The sequence below is a fragment of the Pseudomonas sp. UBA7530 genome (assembly GCF_002479365.1).
Classification (GTDB): Bacteria; Pseudomonadota; Gammaproteobacteria; order Pseudomonadales; family Pseudomonadaceae; genus Aquipseudomonas.
Map to the genome: position 1 here is coordinate 46,537 of NZ_DLMS01000010.1, position 15,488 is coordinate 62,024.

The following is a 15,488-nucleotide window of genomic DNA, read 5'->3' on the forward strand; positions in this document are numbered from 1 at the left end:
GCCCTGTGCCGGCTGGCTGTCGCCGACGCGCAGGGCCACGGCGCTGTAGGCCAGCCAGCGTTGGCCGACCCGGTAGGCTTCGACAGCTGGCTGCTGGCCGCTTTCGGCGCGGCGCAGCATGTCCAGCCCGGCGAAATTCATCGGTGCAGTGCGGCTGGTGTTCTGTACGGCTTCGCCACGACGGTTGAGATGGGCATCGATTACGCCGTCCCGATAACCCAGGCTGCGTTCGGCCTCGCTGATCTGAAGACTGTCGCCGCTTTGCAACGCCTGCAGCAGCTGCGGGTTACGCGCGGCGGCCAGGCTGTCCGCTTGCAGTTGCTTGAGCGCCTGCTGCACGGCGGCAGCCTGATTGCTGCCGAGGGCCTGGGTCAGCTCGGCCTGGCGAGACTGGCTGCTGGTGCTATCGGCAAACCACAGCAACGCGCCGCCGGCACCGACGCCGATCAGCGCAGCCAGCAGGCCTGGCAGCAGCGTCCCCAGCGAGGGACTGGTCGCCTTGCGCTTGGGCTGGTCCGCTACCAGGCTGGCAGCGCTATCGACTTCCTTGGCAGTACGCTTGAAGAGTTTCACGTAGGCGCTCCTCGGCGGTTCGTCCTGTGGGGGGAGGGTCAGTGGCTACCGGAATGGCCGAAGCCGCCAGCGCCTCGTTGGGTCTCATCGAACTGCTCGACCAGCTCGAAATGTGCCTGCACCACCGGCACCAGCACCAACTGCGCGATGCGCTCGCCGATGGCGATGGTGAAAGGCGCCTGGCCGCGGTTCCAGCACGACACCATCAGCTCGCCCTGGTAGTCGGAGTCGATCAGGCCGACCAGGTTGCCAAGCACGATGCCATGTTTGTGGCCAAGGCCCGAGCGCGGCAGGATCATCGCCGCCAGGCCGGGGTCGCCGATATAGATCGACAGGCCGGTGGGAATCAGCACGGTCTGGCCCGGCTCGAGGACAATGTCTTCCTTGAGCATGGCGCGCAGGTCGAGGCCGGCCGAACCGGGCGTGGCGTATTGCGGCAGCGGGAAATCCTGGCCGAGGCGAGGATCGAGGATCTTGGCTTGCAGAGCGTGCATGGTCAGTTCTTGTTCAGTCGTTCGGCGATAAGGGTGATCAACTGGCGGGCGATCTTGCCCTTGCTGGTCTGGGCGAAGCTGAATTGCTGCAGCCCGCGGTCGATCACGGTGATGGCGTTCTCTTCACTATTGAAGCCGATGCTGGGGTTGGCCACATCATTGGCGACGATCAGGTCGAGATTTTTGTCGCGCAGCTTGCGCGAGGCGTATTCGAGCAGGTTCTCGGTCTCGGCAGCGAAGCCCACGCTGAAGGGGCGATCCTCACGGCCGGCGATGGTGGCGAGGATATCCGGGTTACGCACCATTTGCAGGAGCATCCCTTCGCCGCTGGTGGGGTCTTTCTTCAATTTGTGCTGCGCGACCACTTCCGGGCGGTAGTCGGCCACGGCGGCAGCGGCGATCAGTACGTCGCAGGGCATGGCGGCTTCGCAGGCGGCGAGCATATCGCGGGCGCTGACCACGTCGATGCGACTGACCCGATCCGGCGTCGGCAGATGCACCGGGCCACTGACCAAAGTGACCTTGGCGCCGGCCTCGGCAGCTGCTTCGGCCAGGGCGAAGCCCATCTTGCCGGAGCTGTGGTTGGTGATGTAGCGCACCGGGTCGATGTTTTCCTGGGTCGGGCCGGCGGTGATGAGAACGTGCAGGCCTTCGAGCGCCTGACGCTGGAAGCAGTCGGCGGCCAGGTTGGCCAGGTCATTGGGTTCGAGCATGCGGCCGAGGCCGACGTCGCCGCAGGCCTGGCTGCCGGAGGCCGGTCCGAACAGGCGCATGCCGCGCTGCTGCAACAGATCGAGATTGGCCTGGGTGGCCTCGTCGCGCCACATTGCCTGGTTCATCGCCGGCGCCAGGGCGATCGGCGCGTCCGTGGCCAGCACCAGGGTGGTCAGCAGGTCGTTGGCGATGCCCTGGGCCAAGCGCGCGATCAGGTCGGCGGTGGCCGGTGCGATGAGGATCAGGTCGGCCCAGCGCGCCAGCTCGATATGGCCCATCGCCGCTTCGGCGGCCGGATCGAGCAGGTCGAGATGGACGGGGTGGCCGGACAGCGCCTGCAGGGTCAGCGGGGTGATGAATTCTCGTCCGCCCTGGGTCATCACCACGCGGACTTCGGCGCCCTGATCCTTGAGGCGGCGAACCAGTTCGGCGCTCTTGTAGGCAGCAATACCGCCCCCCACGCCGACGATGATGCGTTTGCGATACAGCCGCTGCATAGGCTTGCCTTTTATATACCGGTGGATGTGCGCCACGTGACCAACGCCTCCCCAGGCCGGCCCCGTGTAAAGTCGGGTAGGGATAGGCCATTGCTGGCCCATCCCCCCCTAAGAACCGTACGTGCGGCTTTCACCGCATACGGCTCAAGCCTACGTGAAACCAAGTAGCTTGGCCGGCAACGTACGGAGGTGCGTCGGATTCTACAGCTATAAACCACTAAACCGTAGAGGTGTATCTTTTTGCTGGCTATGAAGCCGCGCGTGGCAGTTGGGATGAAGCAGTACACGGTTGTGCAGATTGTCCGAACCGCCGTCCACACGCCTGATGACGTGATGGTCATGCCATCCGGTTTCCTTGCTCACCGTTTGCCCGCACGAGGCGCAAACACCCCGCTGTCTGCGGAAGAGACTGAGAATTTGTCCTCGATAACGCAGTTTGTGCTGCATTCGCTGGACTCTCAGTGCCTCCCACTTCAGTTCGTGTTCCACGTCGTAAGGGTTGTAGTCCCCCGGAAGACGTTTGTGGCGCACGATTGCGGTTTTCGCCATCTGGTACAACTGGCGATATTGTTCTTCTCCTTTGCCATTTTTGTAGGGGTACGCAAACACCCATTTCTGCCCGCTTATGGATCGGAAGTATTTATTCCTGATCCAGTCAGCTGACTTCCTCGAATGCCTACGTTTCACCCACCTCCAGATTCGCCAAAAGATCAGGTGATCCAGCTTGCTGAAGGTTTGTTTCGCTACGACCGGGGAGTGATATTGCGCCCACCCCTTCAGTACCGGGTTCAGTTGGCCGATTAACGCTTCCTGCGTCATGGCCCCGCTGCTTTTGATGATCTCGCGTACTTTTCGGTAAAACGCCGAGGCGTTCTTCTTTGAGGGCTTGATCAGCAGCTTGGCCTTCCTGCGTGTTGATTTCGGCACGTACTTCCTGAAATTCCAACCCAGGAAATCGAATCCCTGGTGAATGTGCGTGATGTGCGTTTTCTCCCGGGACAGCTCAACCCCTCGTACCGACAGGAATTGCTCTACCCAGGGTTTAACCTCTTCCTCCAACAGCTCTTTCGAGGCTGCCAGGATCACGAAGTCATCTGCATACCGTACACATTGCACCTTGGTCTTCTCGGCCTTCTTGATTCCCAGCTTCTTCGCCAGATGGCGTTTCAACTGAGTTTCCAGACCGTTCAGGGTGGCGTTGGCCAGGCAGGGGGGAAATGATCCCGCCCTGCGGTGTCCCGGCTTCCGTAGCCATGAGTTGTCGCCGGTCGATGACCCCGGCTCTCAACCATTTGCGCAGCACCTTAGTGTCCATCGGGACATTTCGGCACAGCCACTCGTGATTGATGTTGTCGAAGAAGCCTTTGATGTCCCCCTCCAGAATCCAGGTCGGCGCCACGGTGGGCGACAACAGGTGGAAGAGTTCAACCATGGCGTCAGCGGTCGAGCGGTCAGGCCGGAAGCCATAACTTTTCGGATCGCTGGTGCTTTCTATTACAGGCTCCAACGCTTGCAGATACAGCGGTTGCATGGCCCGATCCAACATCGTCGGGATACCCAGTGGGCGCTTTTCCTGCTTGCCGGGCTTCGGTATCCAGACCCGCCGGAGCGGTTTGGGCCGATAGCCTCGTTGTTTCGACAGACGTTTCACGGCATGGAACTTGGCTAGGGGTGTACCCCAGGTTTCTCCATCGACGCCCGGAGTCTTGCGACCCCGGTTCTCCGTGACTCGCCTTACAGCCAAGCAGCGACCGTAAAACGAGCGGGTCAGCATCCGTTGCAGGCGTTTAACCCTGCGCCAGTTACCTTCCCGTGTTGCCTGCGCAATCTTCAGCTGCGTTCTCCGAACGGATTGTTGAACTTTGGCCCAATCGAGATCGTGCCAGTTCGCCCCTCCGCCTGAGGACGCAGACGCTTCCGGCGTTGCTGGTTGCGTTTTCATACAGTCCTCCCGAGATGAACGACACTCAGGACGGACTACTCCCCTATGGGCAGTAGTTCGCCCATAGGGTCGTTTTTGGTTATCGCTGGAATCAGCGGCTGTTTTTGCGCTCGTAGACCAGATGCACGTCAGCCAGAGTTATCCCCTGCCGGTAATGTTCCAACCGGTATGCCACCCGTTACAGGCGACCGTTCGCTTCTTGCATCCTCCCATTCCCCACACCCATCAGCGCCCCTTGCGGTTTGCCTGCCTGCCCGATGTTGCTGGGCAGGCGAGTGGTCGGGATTGCCACGTTCCCCGAATCGCATCAATTACCCGTTTAGGCTTCGTCTTTCCCCCGGTAGTCGTATTGGTACCGCAGCGCATCATCCCACTGCGCTGTCCGACTACATGCCGATTTTGGCTAAGGCCAATAATTGCCGTAGGCCTATCCGTAGTTACGAGGGTTCTGCCGACGATTCACATGGGTTAGCCATGCGGGTTGGGTCATTAGCCTCGGCGCGTCCGTGCAATTCGGACACATAGTGTTCTCCGTCACCGGATAACACCCCTTGCGAGCGAGACATTGTCGATCGTGCTTCACACCCCAGGGTTGGCCCCTGACGCATGTCGATCTAATGAACTGGCAGGTACATGCCAGGCTCGGTACTCCCTTTACTAGCAGAGCTGAGCAATGCGATTAGGAGCTTGACGCTCCGTGCTTGGACAAGGCACCTCCAACGTCTCACGACGGCGGTATAGGCTGAGACAGCCAAATAACCTTTGAAGATGAATGCCGCCCCAGAGGGCGAGTTCACCCTATGGGTATTTGAAATGTCTTGTAACAATCCTGAGGCCAGAATTGCACTTTGACAGCTTTTGACGACCCAATCACGGCCCCTAAAGGCTGTGTTGGTGACGTATTTCTTCCTCGACAACGAGGATTCTATACATCCCCGCGCGGGTCGTTTTGAGCGAGTCAAAACCAGGTTCTTGTGCTTTATTTCGACTTCAACCCCCTGATAGCAAAGGATTTGGCGCCGAGGAGAAAGCTCTCCGACCAAGCACGACACGATCATACGTGTCGCACAAGATGGGCTACGATAGCACAGCGCCCGCAGCGGAACAGCGGACGCCTGGCTCAATAGGGAGGTGTATATGAGCATTCGCGACTGGCCCGCGGCAGAGCGCCCGCGGGAGAAATTGCTGGAGCAGGGCGCGGCGTCGCTGACCGACGCCGAGCTGCTGGCGATCTTCCTGCGCACCGGCGTGACCGGCAGAAGTGCGGTGGATCTGGCGCGCCATCTGCTGAGCGAGTTCGGCAGCCTGAGGGCGCTGCTGGAAGCCGACCTGGCTGGCTTCAGCCAGCACTTGGGTCTGGGGCCGGCCAAGTACGCACAATTGCAGGCCGTGCTGGAAATGTCGCGGCGGCATCTGGCTGAGCGGCTGCGCCGCGATTCGGCGCTGGAGAGTCCGCAGGCCGTGCGCGACTACCTCAAGGCGCAACTGCGCCACGAACCGCATGAGGTGTTCGGCTGCCTGTTTCTCGATGCCAAGCACCGTGTACTGGCCTTCGAGGTGCTGTTTCGCGGCAGCATCGACAGCGCCAGCGTTTATCCCAGGCAGGTGGTCAAACGCTCGCTGGCCAACAATGCCGCGGCGGTCATACTTACCCACAATCATCCATCCGGGGTTTCCGAACCCAGCCAGGCCGACCGCGTGCTGACCCAGCGGCTCAAGGATGCCTTGGCGTTGGTCGAGGTGCGCGTGCTGGATCATTTCATCGTCGGTGACGGCGAGCCGCTGTCGATGGCCGAGCTGGGGTGGATGTAACTCAGGTCGGTTCGACCTGGGCCTCGAGGCTGTTCAGCAGGTGCCGACTGTGGCCGATGACAAAGCCGGCAGGCCAAGCGTGCGACCCTGGCCGATTTGCCGGGCGCCGCACCTGATCGAGGCGACGAGCGGTCGAATGCTGAGCAGGCCACAAAGGCCCTGCTTCCGGCCGGTCTGCGTGCGGAGCTTTGAGTTTTATCCTACGGTTTCCCTTGTTGCTCCCAGGGCTTTCTGGTATAAAGCAGCGCTCTTTTCTAGGGGCCCGGTTCTTGCGCTATTCAGTGCGCCCGGTAAGACCCTCGAGAAACGCGGCGCTGAGCGCCAATGACATTGAGTTTAAGCGGCCAACCCATGCCGGGTTGGGCATGTGGTTTTAGAGGGCTGAGGCATGTCGAGAGTCTGTCAAGTTACCGGTAAGGGTCCGGTAACCGGGAACAACATTTCCCACGCAAACAACAAAACCCGTCGTCGTTTCCTGCCGAACCTGCAGCACCATCGCTTCTGGGTCGAGTCCGAGAAGCGCTTCGTGCGTCTGCGCGTTTCTGCCAAGGGCATGCGCGTCATCGACAAGCGTGGCATCGACGTAGTGCTGGCTGAGCTGCGCGCTCGCGGCGAAAAGGTTTAAGGAGAGAGTCATGCGTGAACTGATCCGTTTGGTGTCCAGCGCCGGTACCGGCCACTTCTACACCACCGACAAGAACAAGCGCACCACCCCCGACAAGATCGAAATCAAGAAATTCGATCCGGTCGTACGCAAGCACGTGATGTACAAGGAAGCCAAGATCAAGTAATTGATCGGCTACCTGTCGAAGAAGCCCGCCTTTATGGCGGGTTTTTTTATGCCCTCGACATTTGCGCCATTTTTCGCGCAATTCGTTATGTCTTCCAGGGGGGCGCGACTGTACTGCGCGGTTGCCGCGGAAATGAGCTTTGCTGATTGGGGATGGGGCGGGTAGCCTTCGTTCGTCATTCGCCTTGGGGTCGCACAAGCGCTACGGCTCATTGTGTGGACGTTCTGCTCGCCGCAGCGGCGCCTGCCGGCCGAGCTCTATCAGGCTTGCTGAGTGCCGTGGTGGAGTGCCTCGTCAGCCAGTTGGCGCAGAGGCTGCGGGCGTCCGACGAAGTAGCCCTGGGCGTAGTCGATGCCCAGACGGCGCAGGCAGTCCAGACTGGCCTGGGTCTCGACGAATTCGGCGACAGTGACCAGGCCGAGTTGCGCGGCGATCTGGCGCATCGAGCCGACCATGGCCTGGTTGATCGGATCGTGCTCGATGCCGCTGATGAAGCTGCCGTCGATCTTCAGGATATCCAGCGGCAGGTGGCGCAGGTAGGCGTAGGAGGCGAAGCCGCTGCCGAAATCGTCCAGCGCGACCTTCAGGCCTTTGCCGCGCAGTTTCTCGATCCACTGTGCGGATACGCCCAACTCGCCGAGGGCGACCATTTCCGTGACCTCGATGCACAGCTTGCCGGGCGGCAGGCCATGGTGGGCCAGTTCCTGCTCGAGCAACTGGTGAAAATCCCGATCGAGCAGCGAGCTGGCGCTGAGGTTGACGTTGACCTGGGCCAGTTGCGCCAGGTGGCGCGGGTTGGTGGCGAGCCAGGCGCACAGGTGCTGGATCACCCAGCGGTCGATGGCGCCGAGAAAGTCGTAGCGCGCCGCCGCATCGAGAAACTGCGCCGGGCTGATCCACTCGCCGCTGTGTGGGTCGCGGTAGCGCAGCAGCACCTCGTAGTGCAGCTCGGTGGCGGCGCTCTGCAGCGCCTGTACCGGCTGAAAGAACAGCTCGAAATGACCGCGCTCGGTGGCCTCGCGCAGACGGGTAATCCACTGCAGCTGGCGTTGGTGTTCGAGTAGCGCGCCGTCATCCGGGTTGAACTGCTGTACGCGGTTGCGCCCCTGGTGCTTGGCCAACTGGCTGGCGCTGCTGGCCCAGTTCAACGCGGTTTCCCAGTCGCGTACGCCTGAGCCCAGGGCAAGCATGCCGATACTGACGTGCAGACGGAATGGCCGCCCCTGCCAGGTGAAGACGAATTGTTCGACGGCCCGGCGCAACTGCTCGGCCTGGTCCAGCGCGGCGTCGTCGTCGACCTCGCGCAGCAGCACGGCGAACTCGTCGCCGCCGACACGCGCCAGCTCGGCATGGCGCGGCAACTGGTGCTGCAACTGACCAGCCAACTGGCGCAGCAACTGGTCGCCAGCCGAGTGACCGAACAGGTCGTTGACCTGCTTGAAGCGATCCAGCCCCAGCAGCAACAGGTGGCTGAAGCGCCGTTTGGCGGTGCTGCCGAGGGTTTCCGCCAGCAGCCGCTCCAGTTCGCGGCGATTGAGCAGGCCGGTCAGGGCATCGTGGGCCGCCAGGCGTTGCAGACGTTCTTCCAGAACACGACGCTCACTGAGATCGACCACGATGCCCTCGATGCAGTCTCGCTGAGCGCGCAAGTGCAGCGACAGGTAGACCCAGCGCGGGCGCTGCGCCAGGTCGTACAGCTCGCACTCGCAGCTGACCGCGCCGGCCTGCTCGTCGAGCTGGTACAGCAGCGATTGCCACTGCGTTTCTCCCACCAGTCGCTGCAGGGACAGGTTGCCGAGGTCATCGGGCACGGCTTCGCTGCCGAGCAGGCGCGCCAGGCTCGGGTTCACCTCCAGCAGCCGGCCGTCGCGCTGGCAGCGGAAGATGCCCTCGCCGCTGTGGCGAAACAGCGCCTGGTATTGCTCCAGGTTATCGATGGCCTGCGCCTGGCTGCTCAGCAGCACGCGGCGCACACGCTCCAGCTGTTTGTCGAGCAGGGCGCCGAACAGCAGCATGCTCAGCGCAGGCAGGTAGGCGTACAGCGCATAGAAACCGGCTGGCAGTGCAATCAACCCGGCGCGGCCCAGTGGCACCAGCAGCATCAGCACCAGGGCCGCGCTCCAGCACAACAGGTAACCGGGTGCATAGGGACGGCGCTGGGCGATGCCGAGCCCCATCAGCAGCAACTGATAGAGCCCGCTGGCAAGAATCAGCAGGTTCAGCGTCTGGTAGGTGTAGGGATGCTCGACCAGCAAGCCGCCGACGCTGACCAGCAGGGTGCCGGCGAACAGCGCGTCGCGCAGCCAGCGCAGGCGCCCCAGTTGCAGGCCGAGCGCGCTGGCGATAAACAGCGAGCTGAAGATCATCATGCCCGCGGTGGGCAGGTTGATCAGCAGCTTGGGCAGCAGCGGCCACTGCGGCCAGAGCAACCCGGCCAGGTTGTACAGGCTGGTGTTGTACAGGGCCACGCACAGCGAGGTGAGGCTGAAGTAGGCCAGTTGCGCTTCGCGCAGGGTGCTGTACTTGACCAGATAGAACAGCGCCAGGGCGATCAGCACGCCGATCAGCAGACCGCTTCGCAGCCAACTGTGGGCGATCAGCTGCTGACCATGTTCGGCACCGACCAGCTGCAGCGGCAGATTGATCGCCGAATCACTCTGCACACGCAGTAGCAGGCTGTGCGGGCCATCGCCCAGGCGTGGCAGGTTGAGCAGAAACTGTGGATAAGGCTCGCCACGCTCGGCGAACGCACGTTGGGCGCCGCTGTACAGCGGGCCGAGCGATTGCTCGCCGTCGAACAGCCAGACCTCCAGATCATCCAGAAAGGCCTGGCCGATGATCAGTTGCAGGCGCTCGCTTGCTGGCGCCTGCAACTGCACGGCGAGCCACCAGGCGCTGCGTGTATAGCCGATGCGCGCGGTGCCTCGAACCTGCCGGCCCTCTGCCTCGATGCGCTGCAGCACCTCGCTGGCGCTGAGCTGCCTGCTTGGGTCTTCCAGCAGCAGGCTGTGCTCGATGCTCACCGGCCTGGCCAGGTCGTCAGCGCTGAGCTTCATTAGCGGCAGCCCGCTGCCTGCCCAGGCCCGCACGGCACCGGCCAGGCAGAGCAGCAAGATCAATGCGCGAAGCGGTCGAAGCATCCTGGGCGCCTCATGGCTACTACGAGGGCGCCGATGTCCGGTGGACGCTGTCGGGTCTGAGGAGCGGTCGGGCGCAGGTGAAGTCTAGCCGACTACTGGCGCGATGATTGCGCGGCGAGTCTCATCCCTCGGGATCGCGTGAGGCGTTAGTGGCTCGATCACGCAGTCTGCGTACGCTCCTCTGCGGCCTTTTCAGAGCGGGTCCAGCGATTGGCCCGGGCGAAGGTGCCAAAGTCGTTGAAACGCACGCCCATCTCGCGCATCACCCGATGGGCGAAGGGCACGGTCAGCTGACGGATGTAGAACGGCTCCTTGACCACGAAATGGTGGATCGCATGGCTGCTGCCGAAGTTGAAGCAGAACGCCTGCAGCGGCCACAGCCACCAGGGGTTGAGCACCTGGGTCTGCTGGATCACGTTGCCCGGCTCGACGTCGCCGTAGTAGTGCATGTTGGAGCTGACGAAGTGCAGGCAGAAGGTGCGCAGTACGTTGGGGCCAACCAGCACCACCACGGCGATGTTCACCACTGCCATCACGTTCAGCGTAGTGGCCGACCAGGCGATCGGGGCGCCTAGTGCGGCGCTGGCCCAGTCCAGCAGATGAAAACCGAGGAACAGGTACCAGGTCGCCCAGTTGAGCAGCCCCAGCGGCGCGTAGACCTTCAGCGTGCGGCTGAGGATCAGCTGGCGGTGCGCGGGGTTCTTCGCCCGCAGCCAGCGGATGAACGAGCTCATCATGTTGTCGCCGACCATCAGCAGGCGCGCGATGCCCCAGGGCTCGCCGTTGGTGATGGCGCGCTCCTCCATGTCGGCTTCGCTGCCGGAAACCTTGTGATGGTTCAGGTGCAGATGGCGGCGTACCCAGGGATTGATGGTGCTCGGCCGCGCCAGCCAGACCAGCGCCAGCATCAGGTTGTGCGGCAGCGGCCGCTTGCGAAAATACATCGAGTGGATCAGGTCGTGCTCCAGCTCGTGGGTCAGCGAGGCGAAGAAGGCGTTAAGCAGCAGGCAGGCCCACCAGGCCAGATGGCCACTGATGTACAAGGCTGCCGAACCGATCATGCCGAGCAGGGCGAAGGCCAGGATGCCGGCGCCGAGCGCGTCCTGATGCTGCAGAACCGGGTAGCGCTGGCGCAAAGCGTTGCCGTGGGCCATCACCTGTTCACGGATATAAGCGGCGCGTTGCTGGTCATTAAGGCTTGCGGGAGAAGGGGACATGCCGACATCCTCTTGTTATCGGGTTGTGACTTCACTGTGCCGTGACGGTCGTCAGAGCGCCCGACCGTGCACGCCAACCTGCCTACCGGATACGCCAATCTGCATGACCGCCGAACCCACCACCCTGGCCAGCTGGACCCGCGCCCTGCGCAAGCAGCTCGATGCCCTCGGGCTCGATAGCGCTGCCCTGTGTCGCGAGGCAGGGCTCGACCCGGCACTGCTCGACGACCCCAACGCACGCTGCCCGCTATCGCTGACCACGCGCCTGTGGCAACTGGCAGTGGCCGCCAGCGGTGACCCGGCGCTGGGCCTGAAGACCTCGCAGTACGTCAGCCCGACCACCTTCCATGCCCTGGGCTATGCGCTGATCGCCAGCAGCAGCCTGCGTGAGATGTTCGAGCGCATCGTGCGTTACCACCGGGTGGTCAGCGATGCGCTGCAGCTGGAGCTGTGCGAGGTGGGCGATGTCTACGAGTTTCGCTTCCGCGTACCACCAGGCAGCCCGGCACCGGCGCCCGAAGCGCTGGACGCCTTCGCCGCGATCTACGTGCGCAGCTGTCGCAACCGCCTGAACCGGGAGTTCTCACCCTTGCTGGTGCAGCTGCAGCGCCCACGGCCGGCGGACCTGACGCCCTGGCAGGCGGTGTTTCGCGCGCCGCTGCAGTTCGATGCCGACGAGAGCCTGTTGCGTTTTCCCCGTGCGGCGTTCGAGCAGCGCCTGGATGACGGCAACCCGGAACTGGCCGAGCACAACGAGACGGTACTGCGGCGCAACCTGGAGCAATTGCAGGCGGCCAGTTGCAGCGAACGAGTGCGCAGCTGCCTGGAGGCGCAATTGCCCGATGGCGAGCCCTCCGCCGAGCGCATTGCCCAGACCCTGCACCTGAGTCTGCGCAGCCTGCAGCGGCACCTGGCCGAGGAGGGCACCAGCTACGAAGCGCTGCTCGGCGAGACGCGACACGCCCTGGCACTGCGGCACATGCGCGACCCGCGCTGCTCGATCAGTGAAATTGCCTACCTGCTCGGCTTCAGCGACAGCAGCAGCTTTGGCCGCGCCTTCAAACGCTGGACCGGGCAGACGCCGAGCCAGTACCGCGATGGATGCAACGACGCATGAGTCAGTACGACCTGATCCTGGCCGGGGCTGGCCATGCCCATCTTGGTGTGTTGCGACGCTGGGCGCTGGTGGAGCGCCCGCCGGGGCGCATCGCCCTGCTCAGCCTTGGCCCTGAGGCCTGGTACGCCGGCATGTTGCCGGGGCTGATCAGCGGCCGCTTCAGCGCGGCGGACTGCCGCGTGGAATTGCAGCCGTTGTGCCGCGCGGCCAAGGTCGATCTGATCGAGGGCGAGATCGCCTCATTCGATGCCGATGCGCGGATCCTGCAACTCGAAGACGGACGCCGCCTGCACAGCGAGTGGTTGTCGCTCAACGTCGGTGCCGGCATGGCCATTCCGCCGCAGCAGGGCGATGCCATGCAGGTGCTGGCCGCCAGGCCCATCGACAAGCTGCTCGAAGGCTGGCAGCAATGGCAGGCCGAGCCACGGCGCATGGCCATTCTCGGTGGCGGTGCCGGCGGTGTGGAACTGGCGCTGGCGTTGGCCGACCAGGTGCCGGCGCTGGCGCTGTTCTGTGGCGGTACCTTGCTCGATGGTTTGTCGCCGGGGTTGCGCCTACGTGCATTGGGCCATTTGCGTCAGCGCGGCGTGCAGGTGCGCGAGCATTGTCCGATCGGGCGCATCGAGGATGACTGGCTGCTCAGCGGCGACGAGCCGGTATGGCGCGGGCGGCGCCTGCTGCTGGCCAGTGGCGCACGACCCTGGCCATGGCTGACCGCCAGCCAGCTGGCCAGCGATGCAGCGGGCTTCATCGCCATTCGCCCGACCCTGCAGAGCGAATCCCATGCCCAGATTTTCGCCGTCGGCGACAGCGCCAGCCTCGACGGCATGCGTCGCAGCGGGCGTTTCGCGGTGCGTCAGGCGCCGGTACTGGCTGCCAACCTTCAGGCCGCGCTAGAGGATCGCCCGCTGCGTCAGTACCGTGCGCAATGGCAGAGCCTGGCGCTGCTCGCCACTGGCGACGGCGGGGCGCTGCTCGGCTGGCATGACTGGAGTGCTGGCGGGCGGTTGTACGGGCATTGCAAGGACTGGCTGGATCGGCGTTTCGTGAAACGCCATCGTATGGTCGGGTAGCCGACCATCGAGGCCGAGGCCGAGACAGAGTGGTTTTTCGGCCGTTCGCTAATGCCATCCGGTCAGGCGTCGATACAGTGGATGGCGCTCTTACGAAACGGCCCGCCAAGAGGGCTGACCGTCCAAATTCATGGCAGGGTGCTACCAAAGTTTTATGGTGCTGGTGCTTCCAAGCTGCTCGAATCGCGGTCATGGTGCCCGGCCTGCATACGCTGATTTTTCGCCGGGCCTGTCGTACACGTAGCCTGCTGCCCAGGTTGCGTGGGATATTCCAGGAGGGAACCCGTCGTGACCCCGTCCGCCTACAGCGCCTCGTCGCGCACCAGAACAAGAACTCTGAGGTCGGTCATGCAAGCTGCCTTTGTCCGTTCACCCGTTGCCTGTCTTCTTCACGCCCTGGGGCTGGCCGCGCTGATGCTGGTCTACCAGCAGGTGCAGCTGCCGGTCTACGTCAGCGTGCCGTCCTTCCTGTTGCTGGCGCTGTGGCCGTGGCTCGGCCCCTGGCAGCGCCGTGACGATGCCGCGCCCGCCGCGAAACAGGCTGTCGCTACCGATTTCGTCGAACTCAGCCGCGGCCTGTCGCGGCATACCTGCCACAACGCGTTGTCCGCGGCCAGGGTGGCCCATGCCGTCAAGCACCTGGCCGAGCGCCTGCAGTCGCAACTGGCGGCGGTGCAGCAGGTCAGTCAGGCGTCTGAGGCCATTACCCATACCGAGCAGGACAGCGCCGCCCGTGCCGAGCACACCCTGGCAGCCGCGCAGCATGTGCGTGAAGCCAGTGCCAGCGGCCAGGCCGAGCTCAACCAGGCCATCGAGCGCATGCAGCAGCTCAGCGCGCAGACCCTGGCCAGCCGCGAGCTGATCGACGGTCTGGGCAGCCGTACCGAACAGATCGAGCAGGTCACTCAGGTGATCCAGTCCATCGCCAGCCAGACCAACCTGCTGGCGCTCAACGCCGCCATCGAGGCCGCGCGCGCCGGTGAGATGGGCCGTGGTTTTGCCGTGGTCGCCGACGAGGTGCGCAACCTCGCCGCGCGCACCGCCAGTGCCACCGAGGAAGTCAGCCAGATGATCGCCGACATCCGCCAGCAGAGCACGGCGGTGGTTGCCCACATTCAGCGTCAGAGCGTCGAGCTGGAGCAGGCCGCGCAGCAGATCGAGACGGCCGGCAGCCGCCTGCACGGCATTGCCGATCAAGCCGAGGAGGTCGAACAGCAAGTGGCGCAGATCAGCGCCGGCACTGCCGACAATCACCAGCGCCTGGCCAGCCTGTCGGCGGCCGCGCTGCAGCTGCAGGATGACGTGCAGGGCAGCGAGGGGCAGACGCGGCAACTGGCCGCTGCCGCCGATCACCTGGTCGGGCAGGCCGAGACGGTCAGCGAACAGCTCGCCGAAGTGGGCCTGGACGACTATCACCAGCGCGCCTATGACCTGGCCCGCGAAGGCGCGGCAGCCATCGCCGCACAGTTCGAGCAGGACCTGCAGGGTGGTCGCATCAGCCTCGACGACCTGTTCGACCGCCACTACCAACCCATCGCAGGTACCCAGCCGCAGAAATACCGTACGCGCTTCGACCAGTACGCCGATCAGGTACTGCCGGCGCTGCAGGAGCCTCTGCTCAAGCGCCACGAAGGGCTGGTATTCGCCATTTCCACTACGCCGGAAGGCTACGTGCCGACCCATAACGCCGCATTCAACCACCCGCCCAGCGGCGACCCGGCGCTGGATGCCACCCGCAGCCGTGGCAAGCGCCTGTTCAACGACCGCACCGGCATCCGTTGCGGCAGCCACACACAGGCGCTATTGCTGCAGACCTACATGCGCGATACCGGCGAGCTGATGCACGACCTGTCGGTGCCGATCATGGTGCGTGGGCGGCATTGGGGTGGTTTGCGTCTGGGCTATCGGCCGGAGCCGTAGGATGCGCTGTCTGTCGTGTGATTAATGGTGCGCACACGGCGCACCCTGCGGTCCGATTTGGTTTGCATGGGCAGGATTGTTTAGCCAGCGCATAACCAAGCGTATGAAAAACCCGATTTAACGCACGTCAAACCCTGTGCGACGCTGCCAAGCCATGAGCTCCCTGGCCTGCCAAGTCCATGTTCCGCTGTACCGCGC

10 protein-coding genes and 1 pseudogene are annotated in these 15,488 nt (G+C 63.6%); 6 read left to right on the top strand and 5 right to left on the bottom strand.

Translation table 11 applies throughout. The features are described from left to right. Positions 1-611: 611 nt before the first annotated feature. From dut to ltrA, 3 genes and pseudogenes are all read right to left on the bottom strand, one after another. A complete protein-coding gene (gene dut, locus B2U07_RS13470) occupies positions 612-1,067 on the bottom strand; it encodes a dUTP diphosphatase (protein WP_296277124.1) in 456 nt (151 codons plus the stop codon). Positions 1,068-1,069: 2 nt separating this feature from the next. Continuing rightward, positions 1,070-2,278: a bifunctional phosphopantothenoylcysteine decarboxylase/phosphopantothenate--cysteine ligase CoaBC gene (gene coaBC / locus B2U07_RS13475; RefSeq protein WP_275547762.1), complete on the bottom strand. Its 1,209-nt coding sequence runs from the start codon at positions 2,276-2,278 to the stop codon at positions 1,070-1,072. A 207-nt stretch (positions 2,279-2,485) separates the two neighbouring features. Further along, positions 2,486-4,220: pseudogene (gene ltrA / locus B2U07_RS13480) on the bottom strand (group II intron reverse transcriptase/maturase). A gap of 1,137 nt (positions 4,221-5,357) precedes the next feature. Here ltrA and radC point away from each other — a divergent pair. The 3 genes from radC (at position 5,358) to rpmG (ending at position 6,823) form a co-directional block, all read left to right on the top strand. Next, positions 5,358-6,032: a RadC family protein gene (radC, locus tag B2U07_RS13485; RefSeq protein ID WP_197858567.1), complete on the top strand. Its 675-nt coding sequence runs from the start codon at positions 5,358-5,360 to the stop codon at positions 6,030-6,032. A 388-nt stretch (positions 6,033-6,420) separates the two neighbouring features. Beyond that, on the top strand, positions 6,421-6,657 hold the full coding sequence (rpmB, locus tag B2U07_RS13490; protein ID WP_003242523.1) for a 50S ribosomal protein L28: 237 nt from the start codon (positions 6,421-6,423) through the stop codon (positions 6,655-6,657). A 10-nt stretch (positions 6,658-6,667) separates the two neighbouring features. Then, positions 6,668-6,823: a 50S ribosomal protein L33 gene (gene rpmG / locus B2U07_RS13495; protein ID WP_003464575.1), complete on the top strand. Its 156-nt coding sequence runs from the start codon at positions 6,668-6,670 to the stop codon at positions 6,821-6,823. A gap of 260 nt (positions 6,824-7,083) precedes the next feature. Here rpmG and B2U07_RS13500 read toward each other — a convergent pair whose 3' ends face one another. Continuing rightward, a complete protein-coding gene (locus tag B2U07_RS13500) occupies positions 7,084-9,963 on the bottom strand; it encodes an EAL domain-containing protein (RefSeq protein WP_296277125.1) in 2,880 nt (959 codons plus the stop codon). A gap of 158 nt (positions 9,964-10,121) precedes the next feature. Further along, on the bottom strand, positions 10,122-11,180 hold the full coding sequence (locus B2U07_RS13505; protein WP_296277126.1) for a fatty acid desaturase: 1,059 nt from the start codon (positions 11,178-11,180) through the stop codon (positions 10,122-10,124). A 103-nt stretch (positions 11,181-11,283) separates the two neighbouring features. On the opposite strand from B2U07_RS13505, the gene B2U07_RS13510 reads away from it, so the two are divergent. The 3 genes from B2U07_RS13510 (at position 11,284) to B2U07_RS13520 (ending at position 15,290) form a co-directional block, all read left to right on the top strand. Continuing rightward, on the top strand, positions 11,284-12,297 hold the full coding sequence (locus B2U07_RS13510; protein WP_296277127.1) for an AraC family transcriptional regulator: 1,014 nt from the start codon (positions 11,284-11,286) through the stop codon (positions 12,295-12,297). After that, positions 12,294-13,370, top strand: a complete 1,077-nt coding sequence (locus tag B2U07_RS13515; protein ID WP_197858571.1) for an FAD-dependent oxidoreductase — start codon at positions 12,294-12,296, stop codon at positions 13,368-13,370. The genes B2U07_RS13510 and B2U07_RS13515 overlap by 4 nt, the downstream gene beginning before the upstream one ends. 414 nt (positions 13,371-13,784) lie before the next feature. Then, a complete protein-coding gene (locus B2U07_RS13520; RefSeq protein ID WP_419096346.1) occupies positions 13,785-15,290 on the top strand; it encodes a methyl-accepting chemotaxis protein in 1,506 nt (501 codons plus the stop codon). Positions 15,291-15,488: the final 198 nt, after the last annotated feature.

Coding starts and splice junctions, on each gene's coding strand:
- dut (WP_296277124.1), bottom strand. CDS start 1,067: ATGCACGCTCTGCAAGCCAAGATCCTCGATCCTCGCCTCGGCCAGGAT.
- coaBC (WP_275547762.1), bottom strand. CDS start 2,278: ATGCAGCGGCTGTATCGCAAACGCATCATCGTCGGCGTGGGGGGCGGT.
- radC (WP_197858567.1), top strand. CDS start 5,358: ATGAGCATTCGCGACTGGCCCGCGGCAGAGCGCCCGCGGGAGAAATTG.
- rpmB (WP_003242523.1), top strand. CDS start 6,421: ATGTCGAGAGTCTGTCAAGTTACCGGTAAGGGTCCGGTAACCGGGAAC.
- rpmG (WP_003464575.1), top strand. CDS start 6,668: ATGCGTGAACTGATCCGTTTGGTGTCCAGCGCCGGTACCGGCCACTTC.
- B2U07_RS13500 (WP_296277125.1), bottom strand. CDS start 9,963: ATGCTTCGACCGCTTCGCGCATTGATCTTGCTGCTCTGCCTGGCCGGT.
- B2U07_RS13505 (WP_296277126.1), bottom strand. CDS start 11,180: ATGTCCCCTTCTCCCGCAAGCCTTAATGACCAGCAACGCGCCGCTTAT.
- B2U07_RS13510 (WP_296277127.1), top strand. CDS start 11,284: ATGACCGCCGAACCCACCACCCTGGCCAGCTGGACCCGCGCCCTGCGC.
- B2U07_RS13515 (WP_197858571.1), top strand. CDS start 12,294: ATGAGTCAGTACGACCTGATCCTGGCCGGGGCTGGCCATGCCCATCTT.
- B2U07_RS13520 (WP_419096346.1), top strand. CDS start 13,785: ATGCTGGTCTACCAGCAGGTGCAGCTGCCGGTCTACGTCAGCGTGCCG.